Origin of the sequence: Persicobacter psychrovividus, assembly GCF_036492425.1 — a bacterium.
Classification (GTDB): domain Bacteria; phylum Bacteroidota; class Bacteroidia; order Cytophagales; family Cyclobacteriaceae; genus Persicobacter; species Persicobacter psychrovividus.
In genome coordinates this window covers 2,015,918-2,031,633 of sequence record NZ_AP025292.1, presented here as the reverse complement: position 1 = coordinate 2,031,633, position 15,716 = coordinate 2,015,918, and the positions used below count along the sequence as shown (strand labels likewise).

The window sequence follows — 15,716 nt, the reverse complement described above, 5'->3', positions numbered from 1 at the left end:
GGTTATAATAATGAAGAGGCACTGCCTTTGATTTTTTTTATCCGAATAATAAATGAACAGTTCCTCTTTTTTAAAAATCGTCTTATATTTTGATGTAGAAGGGTTTTTAGGGCGCTTTGCAGTATATTTTAAGATTAACATACGGAGAATTTAATACATGAGCGGTCGGATAAAATTAAAGCTGATTCCCAAAATAATCCTGTTTGCTGTAGTGGCTGGCCTGGGGTATTTTTTGGTGATTGTGCGTCCAAGTGAAAGGCCTGTAAACCATGTGAAAATCAATGTAGATAAATCTTTTGACCAGTTCTTTATCAATGATAAGGAGGTCGAGCGTTTGATGACGGACAAAGGCAGGGAACAGCTTTTGGGGGTGGAAAATGGCAAGGTAAACCTGCGACAGCTGGAGAGCCGAATCAAAGATCATCCTTTTGTTTCGAAAGCGGATGTCAGTCGGGATTATGATGGTGACCTTTACGTTGATGTGGAACAAAAACGGCTGATGGCGCGATTAATTCGGCCGGTGGCCAAAGATGCCTACCTGAGTGAACACCGGGAGTTGTTGCCAACTTCTGATAAATTCACGGCAAGGGTCTTATTGATTGATGGCGCTTTTGTCGATAAAATTATCCTGCAAAATCAGGATACTTTGAAATATCGCAAAGAGCTGCTGGATTTGGTAACTGATATCCATAACGACCGTTTTTTGCGGGCGCAGATTGCTCAGTTGCATGTGGATCAGGATTGCCAGATCACGATGTACCCCCAAGTGGGGGACGAGCGGATCGTCTTCGGGAAACCCGTTTCCATTGACGAAAAGCTCAAAAAATTGAAAGCCTATTATGATTATGTCATCCCCTCTAAAGGTTGGGGGGTATATGATAAAATCAATTTAAAATATAAAGATCAAATAGTTTGTGAATAATGAATTACTTTTATTACTTATAGACAGAATGGTCTTTTTTTGATAATATCAATTGATTACAGAGGTTATTCCTCCTGAAAATAAATTGCGGTAAATGGAAGGTACAGAGAAAATTGTTGTCGGATTAGATATCGGGACAACAAAGATATGCGCGGTTGTTGGGCGCAAAGATAAAAATGGGAAGCTTGAAGTACTCGGTGTGGGCAAGGCAATTTCCGACGGTGTAATCCGTGGGATTGTCAGTAACCTTGACCGTACCACTGAAGCCATTGAAAAGGCGATCAGTCAGGCCTCCAAAGAATCCAATGTCAATATCTCCAAAGTGAATGTAGGTATTGCAGGGCAACACATCAACAGTAGCTTTCAGCATGGGTCGATTACCCGTGAAAATTCTGAGGAGGTTATTTCTGTAGAAGATGTAGAAAATCTTCAGAACGATATGCACCGCCTTGTGGTGCAGCCCGGTTGTGAGATTATTCACGCCATGCCACAGGATTATGTGGTAGACCATAACGAGTCGGTGAGTGACCCTGTTGGTATGACGGGCATCAAGCTTGAAGGTAACTTCCATATCATTACGGCAAGAACCACCGCAATTAAAAATATTGATAAATGTGTTGAGCAAGCAGCACTGACAAGAGGGGAGTTAATCCTTGAACCTTTGGCATCCGCAATGGCCGTTTTGAGTTCAGAGGAGAAGGAAGCAGGTGTTTGTTTGGTCGATATTGGTGGTGGAACAACGGACATCGCTATATTCCATGATAATATTATCCGACATACCGCAGTCATTCCTTTGGGAGGTAATATTATCACTGATGATATCAAACAAGGTTTGCAGGTGATGACCCAGCAAGCAGAGGCACTGAAGACCAAATTTGGTTCGGCCATGCCCGATGAAGCTTCGGAATACGAATTGGTGACTATCCCAGGTCTTCGTGAACGGGCAAGCAAGGATATTTCTGTGAAAAACCTCTCAAGTGTGATTGGTTCAAGAATGGAAGAAATCATTGAGCTGATCCATCACCATATTCTGGATAGCGGTTGCGCCAAGCAACTTTCCGCAGGAATCGTCATTACAGGCGGTGGGGCTTTGCTTCATAACCTGAAACCACTGATGGAACTCATGACAGGCCTCGAAGTACGGATCGGATACCCGAACGAGTACCTTGGCAAAAGTGAAACCGAAGAGGTGAAAAGCCCAATCTTTGCCACCGCAATGGGATTGGTTTTGGCAGGTTTCAGATCCATTGATGAGCGTCAGGATCGATACATCAGAATCCGATCGAAGAAAGCACAGGTGAGTGAACCTGCCGTTGTACAGCCTGCCCCTATTGAGCAGGAACCTGTTCGTCCTGCACCTGTTGCAGCAAGAACAGCAACCACAACGACAACCACCCACCAGGGAGGGCGAAGAACGACCCGCCCAGTGGCGCAACCACAACCTCAGGCAGCGGCACCGGAGCCAGAGAAAAAGACCAACGTGTTCAATAAGCTGTTCAATCAGGTGAGAACTTTTTTGGTCGAAGATGAAGAGGTTTAAGCCTTGAGGTTTTTATTATTAGAAAAAAAAGGGCTGTTTTACAGCAATAAAGAGATAGCATAATGAGTGATACTTCCTATACTTTTGATATACCCGTAGAGAAATCGTCGATCATCAAGGTGATTGGTGTCGGTGGTGGCGGCGGAAACGCCGTGAAGCACATGTACAATCTCGGTATTACCGATGTTGATTTTATCGTGTGTAATACCGATGCACAGGCATTGAAAAATAACCCTGTTCCTAACAAACTTCAAATTGGCGTTGGTCTGACTGCCGGTTTGGGTGCCGGAGCAAAACCTGAGCGTGGCCGTGAGGCAGCGGAGGAAAACAAAGATGAGATTCGCGAATTGCTTGGCGAGCATACCAAAATGGTGTTTATTACCGCTGGTATGGGTGGAGGTACAGGTACTGGAGCAGCTCCGGTTATTGCTGAAGTTGCCCGTGAAATGGACATCCTTACCGTTGGTATTGTTACGTTCCCATTCAAGTTTGAGGGGCGTTCAAAACAGCGTCGTGCCCAGGAAGGAATCGAAGAGCTAAAAAAATATTGTGATACGGTCATCGTTATCTTGAACGATAAGCTGAAAGACATCTACTCGAACATGAAAGTTCGTGAAGCTTTCGCTAAAGCAGATGAAATCCTGACCACAGCGTCTAAATCTATCGCAGAGATCATTTCTGTACATGCTGAGATTAACGTCGATTTTGAGGATGTTAAAACTGTCATGAAAGATTCTCGGGCATCGGTAATGGGTTCTGCAGAGGTTCACGGTGAAGATCGTGCCTTGCGTGCAGCAGAAATGGCCATTGCTTCTCCATTATTGGACAACCGCGACATTCGTGGCGCACGCCGTGTGCTATTGTCGATCATGTCTGGTGAAGATGCGGAATTAGATATGCAGGAATTGGCGGACATCACTGAATTTATTCAGGAACGTGCCGGCGAGGATGCTGATGATGTCATCTGGGGTCACGGAATTGTTCCTGAGTTGGGAGAGAAGATTCGTGTTACGGTGATTGCTACCGGTTTTGACGATGAGCAAAATTCTGGAGAGGCAGATCATCCTGCAGTTGATGAAATTAAAAAAAAAATTGCTGATGTAGCAGGCCGTCAGGCAGTAGCTACTGAAGTGGTTGAACCTCAGCAGGCTACTGTTGTTACACCTCCGGCACCCGTTGCGGAGCAAATTCCTGCTGAGCCAGTAGCGCACGAGCAGGTAGTGAACATGACGAACGCTGTTCCTGAGCCCGTAGCAGCTCCTGTTCCTCAGGCGCAGCCGGTACAGCAACAGCAGCAGCCAATAGCACAGCCGCAAGCTGCCCCGATTGTAGGGCAAATTGAAATTGAGAAAAAAGAAGCGCCAACGGAACTGACCAACCCTAACGGTTTTGGAATCCCTCCAGTAGTGGAATCCAAGGAGCCAGAAGGCAGCCCGTTTGTTACTTACGATTTGCGTGATGACGACAAGACGATTGAGGTGAAGCGCAATGAAGCCGGATTTACAGATGTAGATATCATGGCGGAACGTCGCAGAAAACTTGAAGCTGACCGCCGTCGTCGTGAGCTGGAAATGCAAGGGCATCAGGTGCCACGCAATGACGAAGAAGAAGACTATAAGGAATTGATTTCCAAACCTGCCTATATGCGCCGTAATGCGCCTTTGAATCCTACGCCAAGTACGCAACAGGAAGAAGAGCAACGTTCGCGTTATCAGGTGAATTCAAATAACAAACTTTCAAACAACAACCGTTTTCTGCATGATAATGTAGATTAAGTTGAGGTTTAAAGACAACAAAAAGGGCACTGATTAATTTCAGTGCCCTTTTTTTCATTTATTGACTTTTATTCGTACTCTCAAAAATCTTATCCGCAGACTGTGCCACAAAGCCGGTATATAGCACGCCATTGCTTTTGGGGTAACGGTAAGCAAACTCATAGTAACAAGCCGGAATCTCGTGCTCACCATCACTAAAGGCCACAGCCACACGATCAGCAAGTGTGGAAGATTGTCGTAACATCACTTCCTTAGAGCCTTTGATCTCCCCTCCGCTGTCGTTAAGCTTAAAGCCCATGCGTTTGATGAAATCATTCACCCCACGAAGCGAAGGGATGGATTTTAAATGATTAACGAAAATCGTGAAGTGATTCGGGCGGAAGCCATGAGCCGATACCCATCCGGCATATTCACTTTCTGCGAGCAGCTTTTCGTAGGTCTTGAAATCCAAATCCCACGGTCGGCCAATATTCACGAAATCAAACCGCTGATAAAGCTCTTCGGGCACCTGGTCGATAAGCCCCCGGACGGTCTGTTGCAGCTCATCAGAAAATTCTTCGAGCTTCAGTTCCGAGATAAAAATCTTCGGCATCAGTGGGTCAAGGTGTTCAAAGTGCTGGGCATACAGTTTTTTTGCCGTAAAATGGTATTCCCCTTTATATACATATCCGCTTTCGATAAAGGGCTTTTTAAGGACGTCGATGCCTATGCGCGGATCATTGAAGGTACGGAGGGCAATGTGGTCATTGACAATCTTGTCCTCCTTCTCCAGCAGGCTGTGATAAATGCGGTAGGCCTGCGGATTCATGGTGGAATAATCCCGCCACATTTGCTCCAGTAGGTCTTTGATGTTGTTTGTCGTCATGGCTGTATTAAGCTTTGTTCTTTACTTAATTTAACGATGTGTAGGAGTAAACCGAAGTAAATCCGCAGAATTATATCAAAAAAGGAGCACCTCCAAATGAAGGTGCTTGTTAAATGTGATGTTCCCGAAAGGCTATTTGCTGCTGTCGGCTTTAAAGTCCTGTTTCTTCTTGAAGATGCCCGTAACACGCTTTTTATCAATCAGCACAATTTGCTGATGGTTGAGTAAACCGGCCATCAGCTTTTCTTTGGTAGGGGTCTCAAAGAGTTCGAGCGTTCCCTTTTGTTGAGGGTTGATATCATCAATGGTCAGTACAAGCGATGGCTCACCTTGAAGTAATTCATCCACCTGAGGAACCTGCCCTTTATCGATATACTGATCCACCTGAAAATAGCCAAATTGCGAGAGGTATTCAAAGATTTTTTTCGGGTCGGCTGCCGGGTAGTGATCCACCTTCCACTTTTGTTCGTCGGGCAGGATGGTAAAGCCTTCAGCGGGATTGTTCGGATAGGAAACCGTGACAGATTTCAGTGAATGGGCACTGCTGCGGAAGATTGCGCGGTGTCGCCAATCGTTGGGCTGTACCTCAAAAATTCCAGTAACATAACTGTTGTAGCCTGGCAGGTAAAGAGTCGCTGGCCTTTGGTCATCAATCTGGCCATAGGAAACCGTGCGGTCCTGGTTACCAGCGGTAACAAAGGAAAAGTCCTTGCCATCGGTATTTACAGTTACCTGAATTCCCCTTTTCTGCAAAGTGGCATTGACCTGCTGAACTTCATTTTTAGGCACCAGTCGCTTTACTTCTACCTGATGCAAAATGCTCAGGAGCACCTTAATCATGCCATCTTCAGCAGGTTTATTGTTGATCGTCCAGGAGTTTTGTTCCCTTTTGAGATAGGACACCTGTTGTTGGTTTTGGATCGTGATGGACTGAATGTCGGCAGTATCCGTTACGGCAAATTCCTGTAAATTGGCAAATTCGGTTTTTTTACCGAAATCCATCGTCAGGTCAATCACCAGCCAGGCGATCAGCCCAATAAGTATGATCAGTAATTGTGTGTTGGTACGCATGGATTAAAATTTTGAATAGCGTTGTTTACGGACAAAATACCATATCACTCCAAGGAGGAGTATCAAAAGTACTGGCAAGGCAATGTTGAGGGTCTGCCAGAAGGTCTGTTCTTCGAGCACCTTCACCTTGTCCAACGGACGGATTTTCAGTGTTTTGTTTCTGGCGATAATAATCCCATTGTCATCAAGTAAATAACTCAGGCTGTTTTTAATAAAATCGGCATGGGCGTAATCCTGCTGACTGTACGGATCTACCCCAAGCGGAACCGGCTGCCCATCTCGGGGGTTGATTTTGTTCAGCAAAATATCGGCATCACCTACCACCATTATTTTGTTGTCGGCGGTTTCCGCTTTGAAAGTTTTTGAATTGGCAAAGCCCGGCAGGAACCGGTCTTTATAAATAGAGGTGAATTTCCCCTCCAAAAGATAAGCTGTAGCGAAGGGCCCCTGATTAAATTTCTTCGGGTCAATTTGCCCACGCATATTGGTCAATTCAATAAGTACCGGAGCCTGAACGGTCCGTGAATATGGTGATGAAAACATCAGTGGCGTTTTTCGGATTCCGGCAACTTTCACGGTATCCAGTGCCGAGGCATAATCCATCTTGATGGCGTCAAGGTTATTGACAATCGGGTTTTTCCCAAACTGATTGATCAATGGATAATAGGGGAAAGGCATCAGCTGAATTTGAGGCTGATCTCCCATATTTCCGGTAACTATCGGGTAGGTTCCGGCATTCAGGTCCTGAATGATGTTGCCATCTTTTTTGATGCCCCACTTGAAAAGCAAATTGTCAATACCGCCCTGAATAGGCGTGGCGAAGGCGCGTCCGCTTGATTTAAGGCTGTCGGTATCAATTTTAAACCCTTCGCCAAAAACGAGCAGTTTACCACCATTCATTACATATTGGTCAAGTTCATATTCCTGACGTGGAATGTAGCTGGATTTCGGACGGAGTAATAGCACGGCATCGAAAGGCATCAGGTTTGGTAACTGTTGCAGGGTGGAAATGGTGAGCTCGTAGTTGTCTTTCAGACATGCCTGAAGCCCCGCCAATTCATTGGGACGAATATGACTGTCTTCGCTCAAAATCGCCACATGCTTGCGCTTTCGTTGTGTCAGTTTTTTTATACTCGAAATCAGTTCATATTCCACTCCTTCCACCGACTGATTTAGACGCTCCTGCGGTGGCGCTGATTTGTTGCCCTTAAAAAGCATGACGCCGAGCTCTTTACCGCCGTAGGAAATAATAGCCCCCGGGAAGATGATTTTTTCGATCTTCTTGCCATTTTCCGTCGCATGGATATTGGTGGGCTGAATGCCCATATTGGCCAGGTATTGATAATACTCGTTTTTTGACCGGCTGCTTTTTGCTGAAGAAGGGTCAATGAATCGGTACTGGATTTTATCCCCTGCATAAGAATGAAAAACGTCAAGCGTTTCCTCGATACTGGTTTGCAGGCGCTTGAATCCTGCCGGGAAATCACCATCGAGGTACACATCGACATACACGATATCATCCAGCTTTTTAAGAATATTTTTTGTGGCATTACTAAGGGTGTAACGTCCCTCTGAGGTCAGGTCCACCTGAAAAAAGTGCTTGCTCACCAGCAGATTCAGGTTGGTGGCCAGCATAATGACAATCAAAGTAATCAGAATATCTCTGACTTTTAGACTGTGGAATTTCTTTTTAAAATCTACCATTTTCTACTTCCAAGGCTCATGCGTGTCAGTTGCAAAGCAACGATCATAGCTGTTAAAAAATAAAACAGATCTCTCGAATCGATCAGTCCTTTACTCATTCCCTGATAATGGGACAGTAAACCCAATTGTGCAATGATAGGGGAATAATCGCTCCAGATGTTGATGTTACTGATCGAATCAAAGCCAGCATACATCATGAAACACATAAAAACAGCCAAAATAAAGGCGATAATCTGATTTTCGGAAATGGAGGAAGCCAGTACGCCAAAGGCTGTGAATACGCCCGCCAGGAGGATCAGCCCAAAATAGGAGCCTGTTATGCCTGCGGAATCAATGTTGCCCACAGGTGATGCCAGGTGGTAAAGGGAGTAGCAATAAATGCTCGTGGGCAGGATGGCCAAAAGCACCAGGAACCAGGAGGCGGTGAATTTCCCCAAGATGATTTGCAGGTCGCTCAGGGGTTTGGTAAGCAAAAGCTCAAGGGTTCCTGTTTTCTTTTCTTCAGCAAATGTGCGCATGCAAATGGCTGGAATGAGGAACATCAGTACATAGGGGCCAAGATTGAAAAGCGGGCCAAGTTCAGCATAGCCATAACTGAGGACGTTCGTTTCGGGGAAAACCCAGACGATCAGCCCGGTGATGACCAGAAACACCCCCATCACCATATAGGCAATCAGGGAGCTGAGGAAATTTTTTACTTCTTTAGCAAATATCTGAAGCATGATTTATAGTTAGTTTTACCTTATTTTGGTTTGTCCTCTTCTATTGAAAGGGGGATTTGAGTCAAGCATTAAAGCCTGCAACCATTGGGCGATTCCAGGCGAGATGCCCGAAATAGTGATGGACCGAAAAAATGATCTGTGAATATCTGCCTAATCTGTGGGCAAATAGCCACTCCGTATTAATGTGCTGTAAGGGCCTGAAAAGTTTTTTCTATGGACCATTTTTCCTGAGCAAGCCCCACCAAGGGGATGTTCTGTTGTGCGCAAACTTTAAAAATGAAGTAGCGCAAATCCTGATTGCTATGTGCAATGATGCGGTAATTCAAAGGAGAAATTTCCTCGATCTGATCCACACCATCTATTTCCTGAATCGGGGAGAGGTCGGCCTCAAATTGTGTTTCCAGTAATATATGTTGTTCGTCGGCTTTATATTGAAGCTGATCAATGGGGTGGTCGGTGAGTACTGTTCCCTGATCAATGATAATCACTCGGTCGCAAAGTGCCTGAACCTCCTGCATAATATGGGAGGAAAAGATTACCGTTTTATCTTTGCCGACCGTTTTTATCAGTTGCCGAATTTCAATCAACTGGTTGGGGTCAAGGCCTGTGGTGGGCTCATCAAGAATAAGCACCTCTGGGTCATGAATAAACGCCTGAGCAAGCCCCACGCGCTGTTTATAGCCTTTTGAAAGCTGACCGATTTTTTTGTTCTGCTCCCGCTCCAGCCCACAAAGGGAAATCACCTTATGGATTCTTTTGGATAGATAGGGGCCCTTCAAGCCGTGTAGCTTTCCGGCAAAACGCAGGTATTCATGCACATACATTTCATAGTACAGCGGGTTGCTTTCGGGCAGGTAGCCAATTTTTGATCGCGACTTCAGGGGGTGTTTCACCACATCAATCCCACAAACCTCCACGGTGCCTTCGGTAGGGCTCAGGTAGCCTGTGGCGATTTTCATGGTGGTGGATTTCCCCGCACCGTTCGGGCCGAGAAATCCCAGGATTTCCCCAGGATGCGCCTCGAAGGAAATATTATTGACCGCCTTTTGTTGGCCAAATGTTCGGGTTAGATTTTTTATTTTTACTGACACAGTAGCAATGATGGTCCTCTTTGCAATAATGGTATAAAAACACCGATTTCGCAAAAATAAGCCCTTGATCCCTGCTGAAAAAGCTGTTCTTTCTTGTTAAAGACTATCTTCCCCCGTTTTCAAGGTAATTTTTAAAGTGCTCCGTATCATAATAGGCCATGCCCTTTTTGGTGGTCAGCAATTTCCCTTCGGGAGATATAATGTGAGTGGTCGGCAATGACTGGCTTTGCAGGAGCTCTGGCAGCGGGGAATGCATGCGGTAATACTGAAAATCATAGCCTTTCTTTTTCATGAACCGCTCAAGGGCTTCGGGTTTCCGGTCCATATTCAGGAGAATAAAGGCGACTTTTGAACGGTCAGTTTTTTCCATCAGCGACAAAATATCCGGTAGCTCAGCCACGCAGGGAGGGCACCAGCTCGCCCAAAAATTCAGAAAGATTGTTTTTCCTTCGAATTGGCTCATGGGCACTTCTTTTCCTGCCTGATCGGTGATGCTCCACTGATAGGGAACCCTCGGCAGGGCTGCGGAAGCCTGTACTTCTTCAGGCTGAAGAATCCTCGATTGCAGTAACAGTCGCTGAAAATTACTGGAAACAAACATTCTAAATGAAGGAAGCACGAGCATCAGGACAAAGAAAATCCCGATCAGGATATTCTGCCAATGTTTTTTTAGTCGGTCGAGGGTGGTCATCATTTTATTCTTTTCAGCAAATTAAGGAAGATTATGTGGTTTTGGGCGTCCGCCAAAAGACCAATATTGACCTTTTTAGCTCGGGAAGGTACCTCATTGGGAAAAAAATCTCACCTCAGGATTTATCGCGTGGTTAACAGGCAAAATTCGCCCTGAGCGGGGTGTTTTTCATACCGACACTTCTCATAAAACGAATATTTCTGAGGCAATACTGTGCATGAAGATTTTGACCATTGCCCCTTTTGGTTATTTTTGCAAACTAAGCATTCAAAAATACCAACATGTCAAAACAATATTTCCTGACCATTGCGCAGGAGTTAAATATATCAGAACAACAGGTGGCCAATACGGCAAACTTGTTGGATGAAGGTGCGACGGTACCTTTTATTGCTCGATACCGAAAGGAAGTTACCGGCACACTTGATGAAGTGCAGATCGCCTCGGTGAGGGATCGGATGGAGCAACTTCGGGAGCTTGATAAGCGCCGTGAGGCTATTTTGAAGTCGATGACGGATTTGGAAGTATTGACGGATGAACTGCGCGCTCAGCTGATGGAGGCTGAAACCATGTCGGCACTCGAAGACATTTATTTGCCCTTCAAACCTAAACGCCGAACCCGTGCGACCATTGCACGCGAGAAGGGGCTTGAGCCTTTGGCGGAAAAGATTTTCGGAGAGGAAGAATTTGACCTTGAGGCTTTGGCGCAAACCTTCATTGATGAAGAAAAAGGCGTAGAAGATCTTGAGTCCGCATTGGCCGGTGCAAGGGATATTATGGCCGAGTGGGTGAATGAAGACCAGGAAGCCCGTGCCGAAATTCGTGAGCTGTTCCAGAAATCTGGGCGATTCCATGCCCGTGTGATTCCTGGGAAAGAAGCTGCCGGAGAAAAATATAAAGATTATTTTGAGTGGGATGAAGACTTGAAGTCGGCACCTTCTCACCGTATTTTGGCCATGCGCCGTGCGGAGAAAGAGGAAATTATTACCCTGGAATCTACACCTGAGGAAGGGGATGCGATTTTCACCCTCGAGAAAATGTTCGTTACCCGCGGAGGCGCCGTTGGGGAGCAGCAACAACAGGCCACCCGCGATGCCTACAAACGCTTGATGCGCCCGTCTATGGAAACGGAGATCCGCATGACCACCAAGTTGTCGGCGGATGAGGAAGCCATTCGCGTTTTTCGGGAGAATATTGCCCAATTACTGATGGCCTCTCCTTTGGGGCAGAAGCGTGTTCTGGCGATTGACCCAGGCTTCCGTACAGGCTGTAAAGTGGTGATGCTTGACGCACAGGGTAAACTGGAAGACCACACGGTCATTTTTCCTACTGGTGGGCAACGTCAGAAAATTGAAGCGGAGCAAACCGTGATGGCCTGGGCTGCAAAATACCATGTGGAAGCCATCGCAATCGGCAACGGAACGGCTTCCCGCGAAACGGAAACCTTTGTTAAAAAACTGAAAATCCCGAACGTAACGGTGGTAGTGGTGAACGAGAGTGGCGCCTCTATTTATTCTGCTTCGGAAGTGGCTCGGAAGGAATTCCCTGACCATGATATTACGGTTCGTGGTGCTGTTTCTATTGGTCGCCGTTTGATGGACCCATTGGCGGAATTGGTGAAAATTGATGCCAAATCCATTGGTGTTGGCCAGTATCAGCACGATGTGGATCAGTCCCTCCTTAAGAAAGGCCTTGACGATACGGTTTCCTCTTGTGTAAATGCCGTTGGGGTAGAGCTGAATACCGCTTCAAAAGAATTGCTGACTTACGTTTCTGGCCTTGGACCTTCCCTGGCGGAGAATATCATTAAATACCGAAATGAGAACGGGGCTTTTGCGAACCGCTCGGCATTGAAAAGCGTCCCTCGCCTTGGGCCAAAGGCTTACGAGCAGGCGGCAGGATTCTTGCGCGTACGCGATTCCAAAAATCCTTTGGACAGTTCAGCGGTTCACCCTGAGCGCTACAAACTCGTGGAGCAGATGGCCAAAGATTTGGGGGTTTCGGTGAAGCAACTGATGGAAGATGCCGCTTTGCGCAAGCAGATTGTGCTGAAAAACTATGTTTCTGAAACGGTGGGTATGCCAACGCTTGAGGATATTATTCAGGAGCTTGACAAGCCGGGCCGTGACCCGCGTGAGCAGTTTGAAGCTTTTTCTTTTGATGAAAATGTCTCGGAAATCAAGGACCTGAAAATGGGTATGAAACTTCCAGGTATTGTGACCAATATTACTGCTTTTGGTGCTTTTGTAGATGTTGGGGTACATCAGGATGGCCTGGTGCACGTTAGTCATCTGTCGGATAAATTTGTCGATGACCCTTCTAAAGTGGTGAAGGTTCATCAGCAGGTAACGGTTACGGTTATGGAGGTGGATGAAGGCCGCAAACGTATTGGTTTGTCGATGAAGTCGGATCCTTTCAGCAATGAAAAACCTTCGCGTGGTGGTCAAAGATCGGGACAGCGAAACAACGAAAGAAGTGGGCAACAAGGGCGCAATCAAGGTCGTAATAATGAAAGACCACGAGGACGCCAGGGGAGTAATCGTCAGGAGCAATCTGCCGACGGCGATTTGCAAGCCAAATTAGCGATGCTCAAGGGCAAGTTTAAATAAACAACCGATAATTGTGGGGGCACCGTCTGCGGTGCTCAACCCTGTTTTTCGATCCACGGATGATACATATTTCCACAGTTTTTGACTTGAAAATTGTGGCATGAAGCGGTCTTTTGGGGAGCGAAAATATGCGGTTTTTTTAGTTGCTGAAAGAATTCATTAAACCAACACATCAACCTATTGCAATAGGTGATGTCTGTTAAGCCAATGCTATGGCTTTGGTTAAATAAAAAAAGAAAAACATGAGTTTACCAAAAATAAAATCAACAACGGTATGTGCCGTTGTGCATAATGGTCAGGTAGCGATCGGTGCCGATGGTCAGGCGACGATGGGTAATACGGTGGCCAAGAGCAACGTTCGCAAGATCCGTAAATTACAGGATGGCAAGATTGTTCTGGGCTTTGCAGGTTCTACTGCCGACGCTTTCACGCTTATGGAGCGCTTTGATGAAAAACTTGGGGCTTTTAAAGGCAATATGAAACGTGCAGCGATTGAGCTGGCCAAAGACTGGCGAATGGATCGCTATTTGCGCCGCCTCGAAGCCATGATGATTGTCGCCAATAAAGAAGAGGTTTTAGTGATCAGCGGAACGGGTGATGTGCTGGAGCCAGATAATGGTGTGGCAACGATTGGCTCAGGGTCAATGTATGCGCAGTCGGCGGCATTGGCTTTGAAAAAACACGCGCCAAACCTCACGGCCAAAGAGATGGTAGAGGAGTCGTTGCACATTGCTGCAGATATTTGTATTTATACCAACCACAATTTGATTGTGGAGGCTTTGGATTAAGATATTCAGAGTATAGGTAAAAGGGGCTGTTGCATTATTCGTTTTTCGTAATTAGTCACCAGTTTTATTCCGTCGTTTTTCGCTGAGCCATAAGCCGAAGCTGTTTTAAATTGTCCTAATGGGACATTTTCCCAAAGAGGGTTTTTAAAATAGATATGGAGTTTGTGCGGAGGAAATTGAAGCGTGAATAAAGATGATCTGGTGTCTTGATTTATGAAAAGCGTCATGCGACAGCCCCTTTTTTATTTTGCATTGTCAGCCTTTATGGTTGATACAATTTTTGCCCCGCTTTAAAATACGGGTCGCCAACGGTCCATTCAGGTGTTTTTTTGTCGTTGCCTATCAGTGCGCCAGCGTAAATATAAGTTCGCACAAATTTAGTCAGGTAATCATAGTCAATGGTTGCGGGATTATCGTCGGTCTGATGGTAATAATGCATCACCGTTTCATCAAAACCTGTAAAGCCTAAGCTGAGTGTTGGGGCAGGAATCCCCTTTTCAGCAAAGGAAATATTGTCAGATCTTCTGAAAAGGCCCTCTTTGGTAGGGTCACCCATAGGTTTGAGTCCATAGGTTTTTCCTGCCTTCAGGAAGTGAGGCGTTGCCGTGGTGCGGTTCAGCCCTACAATCGTAATAATGCTTTTATCGTTGCAGGCGCCATTGTCATTATTCATCACATAGACACATTGCTTTAGTGGAATCACTGGGTTTTCAACATAATACTGACTTCCGAGCAAGCCTTTCTCTTCGCCTGTCAGAAAGAGGAACATTGCCGATCTTTTGGTGGGGTGTTTGGCCAGATAAGCAGCCGCATTCAGCACGGAAAGTACGCCGGCACCATTATCTCTTGCGCCATTGTAAATGGAATCGCCCTCTGCATTTTTTTCTCCCAGACCAAGGTGATCATAGTGGGCCGTATAAATAACATATTCATTCTTCAGCTTGCTGTCTGTTCCTTCCACAATCCCAATGATATTTTTTGCTGGAACATCCTGAACCATGTGTAGCCCAGAAGCATCCACCTTCAGCTGTACTTTGTAATACTGCCCCAGGATGCCGTGAAAAGGCTGGTCGTTTTCATGCACGAAAATCGAGGTGAAATCATTTCTTACCCTCGGCACCTGTCCTTTAACGACCATTTTTGGGCTGTTGAAATAATGGTCAAGCTTATGCCAGTCAGTCACTGCCCCCCTGAAAATCTGTACCAGAGCTTTGGCGCCGGCTTTTTTTGCAGCGGCTTCCAGTATTTGGTATTGCTTCATTGCGGCTCCAATACTTTGGTCAGTTTTTGTACCTGAAAAGGTTAAAATGATTTTGCCTTTGACGAGGGACTCTTTGAATTCATCGGGTGTGGCATAGCCCAAAAACAGGGCGTCACCGTCAAAGTTCAGATTTTTCTGATTCATGGTAATGGCAGAAGTGCCCATTAATCCTTCTACTGCAAACTGCACTTTCGGTACCTTGAATTCCTGCAATTCCACGGGTTGAAAATAGCCGTCTTTTCCTTCCTTATAAGGGGATACACCAAAACTTTGCATGGTGGTTGATAGGTACCTTGCAGCGATATCAATACCCACAGATCCCAAGTCGCGACCTTGCAACTCATCAGCGGCAAAGAAATTCATCTGCCCTTTTAGGATGTTGGGCGTTACTTGCGCATCAATGGCACTTTTCTTTTGTGCATGGCTGGTCATACCACAAAATAGCAGTGCTATTGCAAAACAAATTTTTTTCATAAAGGCTGTTTTTTTATTTAAATATAAGCGGATAAATCCAAAATGGAATTAACTATCTTCTGAAAGGTTTTATTGGCCTGCGAAGGGAGGATACAGGCGTTGAATGGGCGATGGCGGCGCAGGAAATTAACGACAGACAGGCCAGATTAGAGCGGGTTTAAAATTGGGGATTCATCATGGAAATTTGGTGTATTGGGGCAGTAGGG

General features: G+C 45.8%; 12 protein-coding genes. 5 read left to right on the top strand and 7 right to left on the bottom strand.

What is annotated here, in order from left to right; all coding sequences use genetic code 11:
* The first annotated feature begins 157 nt into the window (after window positions 1-157).
* From AABK40_RS08630 to ftsZ, 3 genes are all read left to right on the top strand, one after another.
* Window positions 158-922: a cell division protein FtsQ/DivIB gene (locus AABK40_RS08630; protein WP_338396777.1), complete on the top strand. Its 765-nt coding sequence runs from the start codon at window positions 158-160 to the stop codon at window positions 920-922.
* A 94-nt stretch (window positions 923-1,016) separates the two neighbouring features.
* Window positions 1,017-2,462: a cell division protein FtsA gene (ftsA, locus tag AABK40_RS08625; protein ID WP_332919065.1), complete on the top strand. Its 1,446-nt coding sequence runs from the start codon at window positions 1,017-1,019 to the stop codon at window positions 2,460-2,462.
* A 62-nt stretch (window positions 2,463-2,524) separates the two neighbouring features.
* Entirely contained in the window at window positions 2,525-4,237 is a 1,713-nt protein-coding gene (gene ftsZ / locus AABK40_RS08620; protein WP_338396776.1) for a cell division protein FtsZ, read from the top strand.
* 58 nt (window positions 4,238-4,295) lie between these two features.
* Here ftsZ and AABK40_RS08615 read toward each other — a convergent pair whose 3' ends face one another.
* From AABK40_RS08615 to AABK40_RS08590, 6 genes are all read right to left on the bottom strand, one after another.
* Window positions 4,296-5,102, bottom strand: coding sequence for a DUF1338 domain-containing protein (locus tag AABK40_RS08615; RefSeq protein WP_338396775.1), 807 nt, complete (start codon window positions 5,100-5,102; stop codon window positions 4,296-4,298).
* 132 nt (window positions 5,103-5,234) lie between these two features.
* Entirely contained in the window at window positions 5,235-6,173 is a 939-nt protein-coding gene (locus AABK40_RS08610; protein WP_338396774.1) for a DUF4340 domain-containing protein, read from the bottom strand.
* Window positions 6,174-6,176: 3 nt separating this feature from the next.
* The gene (gene gldG, locus AABK40_RS08605) at window positions 6,177-7,877 is read right to left on the bottom strand and encodes a gliding motility-associated ABC transporter substrate-binding protein GldG (protein WP_332919069.1); all 1,701 of its coding nucleotides are present in this window, start codon (window positions 7,875-7,877) and stop codon (window positions 6,177-6,179) included.
* Window positions 7,871-8,599, bottom strand: a complete 729-nt coding sequence (gene gldF, locus AABK40_RS08600) for a gliding motility-associated ABC transporter permease subunit GldF (protein ID WP_332919070.1) — start codon at window positions 8,597-8,599, stop codon at window positions 7,871-7,873. The genes gldG and gldF overlap by 7 nt, the downstream gene beginning before the upstream one ends.
* A gap of 179 nt (window positions 8,600-8,778) precedes the next feature.
* Window positions 8,779-9,690 carry a gliding motility-associated ABC transporter ATP-binding subunit GldA gene (gene gldA / locus AABK40_RS08595; protein WP_332919071.1) on the bottom strand — a complete coding sequence of 304 codons (912 nt, stop codon included), beginning with the start codon at window positions 9,688-9,690 and terminating at the stop codon, window positions 8,779-8,781.
* A gap of 103 nt (window positions 9,691-9,793) precedes the next feature.
* Entirely contained in the window at window positions 9,794-10,384 is a 591-nt protein-coding gene (locus tag AABK40_RS08590; protein WP_338396773.1) for a TlpA family protein disulfide reductase, read from the bottom strand.
* Window positions 10,385-10,662: 278 nt separating this feature from the next.
* Between AABK40_RS08590 and AABK40_RS08585 the strand changes: the two genes are divergently transcribed.
* Complete coding sequence (locus AABK40_RS08585; protein ID WP_338396772.1) at window positions 10,663-12,987, top strand: Tex family protein; 2,325 nt, start codon at window positions 10,663-10,665, stop codon at window positions 12,985-12,987.
* A 242-nt stretch (window positions 12,988-13,229) separates the two neighbouring features.
* Window positions 13,230-13,775 (top strand): ATP-dependent protease subunit HslV, encoded by a 546-nt coding sequence (hslV, locus tag AABK40_RS08580; protein WP_332919074.1) that lies wholly within the window; start codon window positions 13,230-13,232, stop codon window positions 13,773-13,775.
* A gap of 262 nt (window positions 13,776-14,037) precedes the next feature.
* Here the strand turns inward: hslV and AABK40_RS08575 are convergent, their stop codons facing one another.
* Window positions 14,038-15,510, bottom strand: a complete 1,473-nt coding sequence (locus tag AABK40_RS08575) for a M28 family metallopeptidase (RefSeq protein WP_338396771.1) — start codon at window positions 15,508-15,510, stop codon at window positions 14,038-14,040.
* Window positions 15,511-15,716: the final 206 nt, after the last annotated feature.

Bases quoted from the DNA above. Each gene is read 5' to 3' on its own strand.
- AABK40_RS08590 (WP_338396773.1), bottom strand. From the start codon at position 10,384: ATGATGACCACCCTCGACCGACTAAAAAAACATTGGCAGAATATCCTG.
- AABK40_RS08585 (WP_338396772.1), top strand. From the start codon at position 10,663: ATGTCAAAACAATATTTCCTGACCATTGCGCAGGAGTTAAATATATCA.
- AABK40_RS08630 (WP_338396777.1), top strand. From the start codon at position 158: ATGAGCGGTCGGATAAAATTAAAGCTGATTCCCAAAATAATCCTGTTT.
- ftsA (WP_332919065.1), top strand. From the start codon at position 1,017: ATGGAAGGTACAGAGAAAATTGTTGTCGGATTAGATATCGGGACAACA.
- AABK40_RS08610 (WP_338396774.1), bottom strand. From the start codon at position 6,173: ATGCGTACCAACACACAATTACTGATCATACTTATTGGGCTGATCGCC.
- hslV (WP_332919074.1), top strand. From the start codon at position 13,230: ATGAGTTTACCAAAAATAAAATCAACAACGGTATGTGCCGTTGTGCAT.
- AABK40_RS08575 (WP_338396771.1), bottom strand. From the start codon at position 15,510: ATGAAAAAAATTTGTTTTGCAATAGCACTGCTATTTTGTGGTATGACC.
- gldG (WP_332919069.1), bottom strand. From the start codon at position 7,877: ATGGTAGATTTTAAAAAGAAATTCCACAGTCTAAAAGTCAGAGATATT.
- ftsZ (WP_338396776.1), top strand. From the start codon at position 2,525: ATGAGTGATACTTCCTATACTTTTGATATACCCGTAGAGAAATCGTCG.
- AABK40_RS08615 (WP_338396775.1), bottom strand. From the start codon at position 5,102: ATGACGACAAACAACATCAAAGACCTACTGGAGCAAATGTGGCGGGAT.
- gldF (WP_332919070.1), bottom strand. From the start codon at position 8,599: ATGCTTCAGATATTTGCTAAAGAAGTAAAAAATTTCCTCAGCTCCCTG.